This window comes from Glutamicibacter sp. AGC46 (genome assembly GCF_053543715.1).
On sequence record NZ_JBLVOJ010000025.1, the window covers coordinates 209,109 to 214,406 of the forward strand.

General features: G+C 65.1%; 5 protein-coding genes and 1 pseudogene. 3 read left to right on the top strand and 3 right to left on the bottom strand.

The window, feature by feature from the left end; genetic code table 11:
* Positions 1-20: 20 nt before the first annotated feature.
* Both ACNPM8_RS15950 and ACNPM8_RS15955 read right to left on the bottom strand, forming a co-directional pair.
* The gene (locus ACNPM8_RS15950) at positions 21-368 is read right to left on the bottom strand and encodes a hypothetical protein (protein ID WP_448940190.1); all 348 of its coding nucleotides are present in this window, start codon (positions 366-368) and stop codon (positions 21-23) included.
* A 117-nt stretch (positions 369-485) separates the two neighbouring features.
* A complete protein-coding gene (locus ACNPM8_RS15955; protein ID WP_448940191.1) occupies positions 486-1,274 on the bottom strand; it encodes a hypothetical protein in 789 nt (262 codons plus the stop codon).
* A 60-nt stretch (positions 1,275-1,334) separates the two neighbouring features.
* Between ACNPM8_RS15955 and ACNPM8_RS15960 the strand changes: the two genes are divergently transcribed.
* Positions 1,335-2,396, top strand: coding sequence for a PLP-dependent cysteine synthase family protein (locus tag ACNPM8_RS15960; protein ID WP_332488758.1), 1,062 nt, complete (start codon positions 1,335-1,337; stop codon positions 2,394-2,396).
* On the opposite strand, the gene ACNPM8_RS15965 is transcribed toward ACNPM8_RS15960, so the two are convergent.
* Positions 2,393-2,752, bottom strand: coding sequence for a cupin domain-containing protein (locus ACNPM8_RS15965; protein ID WP_105658528.1), 360 nt, complete (start codon positions 2,750-2,752; stop codon positions 2,393-2,395). The two genes, ACNPM8_RS15960 and ACNPM8_RS15965, sit on opposite strands and share 4 nt — an antisense overlap.
* 84 nt (positions 2,753-2,836) lie before the next feature.
* Here ACNPM8_RS15965 and ACNPM8_RS15970 point away from each other — a divergent pair.
* A pseudogene (locus tag ACNPM8_RS15970) lies at positions 2,837-3,223 on the top strand (Cmx/CmrA family chloramphenicol efflux MFS transporter); the annotation flags it as partial.
* Between the two features lie 318 nt (positions 3,224-3,541).
* Positions 3,542-5,266 carry a ubiquinone-dependent pyruvate dehydrogenase gene (gene poxB, locus ACNPM8_RS15975; RefSeq protein WP_448940192.1) on the top strand — a complete coding sequence of 575 codons (1,725 nt, stop codon included), beginning with the start codon at positions 3,542-3,544 and terminating at the stop codon, positions 5,264-5,266.
* Positions 5,267-5,298: the final 32 nt, after the last annotated feature.

Here is a 5,298-nt window from a genome sequence, read left to right on the forward strand (position 1 = left end):
CACGCCTTCGGGATTGACAGCTAGTTCTTCTTCTGCGAAATCACGACCGCGGCCACGATGGCGATGATCAGCGAGATGACCAGGAACTTGCCGCCATTGCCGGACTTCTTGTCCTGGGCGCCGAGGTTCTTCTGCGCGACCTGCACAGCACTCTCCACGGAGGCGCGGGCACGCTTGGCGGCCTTGGAGTTCCCGCCGACATTCTCGATCAGGTTGGCGCCGGCCTTGCTGATGGCTTCGGTGTTGACACCGGAGACGGCCTCGTTCCAGCCGCCACGGATTTCCTTCGGCAGCTCTTCCTTGGCAGCCTTGGCGAGTTTCGCCAGCGACTTTTCAACTTGCTTCAAGCTCTTGGCAGTCTTCGACATGTTGTTCCTCTCTGATGGACCTTGAGTCTGGTGGACCTTGAGGTCTCAGCTCCCAGCCTAGCCAGCCGGGGGTGGGCACTCAAGGCCGCGCCGTTGCGCTGACTGCGAACTGGGAATTTACTGGGAGGCTGCGGGCGGGCGCAGCTTGCGAATGCGGGTCCGCAGCGCGCTGAGCAGGCACAGCAGCATCAGGATCGCCGCGATCGAAAGCACCGTGGCAAACCCGGGAGAGGTGGCGTGGCCGGTGTAGCGGTCCACGATGATCCAGCCGATCACCCACAGCGCGCCGGCGTTCAGGTAGATCCCCATGGGATTCTTGAAGCTCACCGCGCTGAGGAACAGCGCCAGGAGCAGCACCGACAGGGCGCAGGCGCCCTTGAACATCAGGGAGCTGGCGTCGGCCCCGGACAGGGCGGCGAAGGCGACAGTTTCGGCCAGCACGATCACCGAAAGCCACCCGGCGAACAGCCCGAAACTGGCGCGGGTAATCCACCGGTCCACTTGCTGCAGGGCAGGGGTCTTGCCGATCATCACCACGATGCGGATCAGCAATGCCAGCAGGAGCAGGCCGAACACCAGCGAAGTGCCGATGCGGTCGCGCTCCAAGAACGCCACCCACAGCGCATTGCACAGCACCGCGCCGAGCACCCAGGGGCGCAGCCGGCGATGGAACCCGGTGCGTTCCTGCGGCATGCATTGCCAAATCGCATAGAACGCCACTGCGGCCATCAGCCCGAACCAGGGCAGCTGCCCGATGCGCGGCACCGAGGTGACGGTGGCGTCCTGCCCCATCCACCCGCCGGCGAGTGTTTCCAGCCCGGCGGCGGAAAGCACCGCCCACGCCGCCCAGCCCAAGCCGAGCAGGATGATGGCGGCATAACCGCCGGTAACCAGCCTTCTTTTCACGATTCCGAAGGTACCACGCCGCCAAGGGTTAAAACCGTTCGCCACGGTTAGAGTGGAGCCATGACAGATCTTTGGGTACGCCGTGCCATTTCCCTGCTCGACGCTGACGCGAACCGCAGCGCCGACACCCACCTGCATCGCTTCGAACTTCCCGCCCACTGGGGGATCGAGCTCTATTTGAAGGACGAGTCGGTGCACCCCACCGGTTCGCTCAAGCACCGGCTGGCACGCTCGCTGATCCTCTACGGGCTGGTCAACGGGAAGATCGGCGAAGGCACCACGCTGGTGGAGGCCTCCAGCGGATCCACGGCCGTTTCCGAAGCCTACTTCGCGCGGATGCTGGGGCTGGACTTCATCGCGGTGGTGCCCAAATCCACCAGCGGCGAGAAGATCGAGCTGATCGAGTTCTACGGCGGGCGCTGCCACCTGGTGGACGCGGCCGGCCAGGTCGATGAGGCGGCCCGCGCGCTGGCGGCCGAAACCGGCGGCTACTACCTGGACCAGTTCACCTATGCCGAGCGGGCGACGGATTGGCGCGGGAACAATAACATTGCCGAGTCGGTGTACGCGCAGATGGCCGCCGAAGCCCACCCGATCCCCAGCTGGATCGTGGTCGGTGCCGGGACCGGCGGCACCAGCGCCACCTTCGGGCGCTATGCGCGCTACAAGCGGCACGAAACCAGGATCTGCGTGGGCGATCCGGAAGGCTCCTCCTTCTACGGGGGATGGCGCACCGGGGACATGGGCTACGCGACGGGGCAGGGATCGCGCATCGAGGGGATCGGCCGGCCCAGCGTGGAACCGAGCTTCGTGCCCGGGGTAATCGACCAGATGGTGCAGGTGCCCGATGCCGCCTCGCTGGCAGCCATGCATTTCCTGCGCGCCAAGACCCGCTACTTTGCCGGCGGCTCCACCGGGACCAACCTCTATGCGGCGTTCGGGATCATCGCCCAGATGCTCGAACGCGGCGAGCAGGGCTCGGTGGTGACGCTGATCTGCGACTCCGGCGAGCGCTACGCGAACACCTACTACAACGAGCAGTGGGTGGCCGAGCAGGGCCTGGACCTGGAGCCCTACGCCGCGCAGCTGGAGCGCTTCATCCAGACCGGGGCCTGGAGCTAGCTGCCACGCAGGGCGGGCATGAGCCCGGCCCGCTTCTTGCGCTGGTGCACCGAGAAGTAGCCCAGGCCCGCTTCGCCGGCCACGAAGCGCCGTTGGGAGCGGGCGGGCAGATAGATGATGTCGCCGATGGCCAGCTCGATGGATCCGCTGGCGGTATGCAGCACCCCGGAGCCGGCGAAGACGTGCAGCACCACGTCCAGCTCCGGGCCCTGGTGCTCCCCGATCTCTCCGGACGGGGCCAGCGAGATCACGTTGGCGTCGAGGTCGCGCTGCCCGGGTTCCAGCTTCCAGATCGCTCCGTTGGTTTTTCCGGCGGCCAGCTCGGTGGTATTGGCCATGCGGCGCGGTTCGGGCATCGTCTCTCCTTGAAGTTCTCTGCTGCAGCTTCCAGCCTATCCAATGGCGGGCAGCGCCCCGGTCCACCCGGCGGTGACGCGGTGCGTGCCGAACTGAGCCAGTTGGCCACGCGGCCGCTCATCCTGGCCATGGCACTGGGAACGCTGGTCAACGGGGGCACCTTCGCGGCGTTCACCTTCATTGCGCCGGTTGCGGCTATCACCGCCGGCGTGGCCGAGGGATGGGTTTGGGCCGCGCTGGTCCTGTTCGGGCTCGGATCCTTCCTCGGCGTAACCAGCGCAGGGCGGCTATCGGATCGGCGACCGGGCCTGGTGCTCTTCTCCGGAGGACCGCTGCTGCTGGCCGGTTGGGTCGTGTTGGCCTGGACCGTGTCGCATCCCATGGCGCTGCTCTGCCTTGTCTTCATCCAGGGCGTCCTGGCCTTAGGCGTCGGCAGCACCGTGATTGCGCGGGTGCTCTACGCGGCCTCGGCATTGGCGGCGGCCGCTCCCTTGGCCATGCTGCTGAGCCGGCGCATGCTGTTGGATACCACGGCTGGCTCCCATCGATGATCCACCGCGGCGCGCTTCGCCCACAGGCCCCGGGACGGCGGGAAAGAAGGCGCGGTGGACCTGGGTGCACCGGTGCGGGGTAGCCGGCGTTGCCCGGTAGGCAGCGCTCGTTGCGTGCGCCACCTGCCGGTGTGTTGGGAGGAACCTTCGGCAGCGTCAAAAACCCATGACACAAGGTGGCTGGCGCAGTAGGGTGAAGAATAGTCCCACTGGAAAATTGTGTGCAGGAGGAATGTTTTGCCTACCGTAGCCGACCACCTGATTGAACAGCTCGATACCCAGGGAGTGCGCCGGATTTACGGCCTTCCGGGGGATTCCCTGAACGGCTTGACCGATTCATTGCGGGAGAACGGGCGGATCGAATGGATCCACCACCGCCATGAGGAAGCCGCTGCCTTTGCCGCGGCGGCCGAAGCCGGAATCACCGGAGAGCTGACGGTATGCGTCGGCTCTTGCGGTCCGGGGAATCTGCACCTGATCAACGGGCTGTACGACGCGAACCGCTCGCGCGTGCCGGTGCTGGCGATTGCAGCGCACATCCCTACCGAGGAGATCGGTTCCAACTACTTCCAGGAGACCCACCCGGTGGAAGTCTTCCGTGGCTGCTCGGTCTATGCCGAACAGGTTTCCGATCCCAAGCAGATGCCGCGCATGCTGCGCATTGCGATGCGCGAGGCCATCGAGAGGCGCGGCGTGGCAGTACTGGTGATTTCCGGCGATGTCGCGTTGGCGGAGATGGAACGCACGCCCACCCAGGAAATCACCAAGACCAACCCGCGGGTGCTGCCCAATGAAGACGAGCTCGAGCGCACCGCGGAGATCCTCGAAGGCTCGCGCAAGGTCACCATTCTGGCTGGTGCGGGCGTGGCAGGAGCCCATGACGAGGTGATCGCGCTGGCTGGCAAGCTCGGGGCGCCGATCGTGCATGCGATGCGAGGCAAGGAGCATATCGAGTACGAGAACCCCTTCGATGTGGGCATGACGGGCCTGCTGGGTTTCGCTTCGGGCGCCAAGGCGATTGCCGAATGCGATGTGCTCCTGATGCTGGGCACCGACTTCCCCTACCAGCAGTTCTACCCGCAGGACGCGACTATCATCCAGGTGGATATCCGCGGCGAGCAGATCGGCAAGCGCACCCGGGTGGACATCCCGCTGGTGGGCACCGTGAAGGACACCGCGGCGGCACTGGATGCGCTGCTGCCGGTGCAGACCCACCGCAAGCACCTGGAGACAGCGGTGGAGCATTACCGCAAGACCCGTACGAAGCTCGACGAGCTCGCCACGCCCTCCAAGCCGGGTGCTGCAATCCATCCGCAGTATCTGGCCCGGCTGATCGACCAGCACGCAGATGAGGATGCGATTTTCACCGCCGATGTGGGGTCCCCGGTGATTTGGGCAGCCCGCTACCTGACCATGACCGGCAAGCGACGGGTGCTCGGCTCCTTCAACCACGGTTCCATGGCCAACGCACTGTGCCATGCCCTGGGCGCCCAGGCAATTGACCGGCAGCGCCAGGTTATCGCCTTCGCCGGGGACGGCGGATTGGCCATGATGCTCGGTGAGCTGCTGACCGCCACGCAGAACAAGCTGCCGATCAAGATCGTGGTGTTCAACAACTCCTCGCTGAATTTCGTGGAACTGGAAATGAAGGCCGCCGGGTTCGTCACCTACGCCACCGATCTGCACAACCCCGACTTCGGGGCCGTGGCTACCGCCTCGGGGCTCAAGGGCTACCGGGTAGATGATTCGGCGCAGCTTGAAGCCACGGTGCAAGAATTCCTGGCCCATGACGGTCCTGCGCTGCTGGATGTGGTGACCGACCGCCAGGAGATGTCGATGCCACCGGAAATCAAGTTGGAACAAGCCAAGGGATTTGCCTTGTATGCCATACGCACCGTGCTCTCCGGGCGTGGCGACGAGCTGCTGAATCTGGCTAAAACCAATTGGCGGCAATTGTTCTAGTCCTTTTATGCCTATGCTTGTTGCTGGTGGCC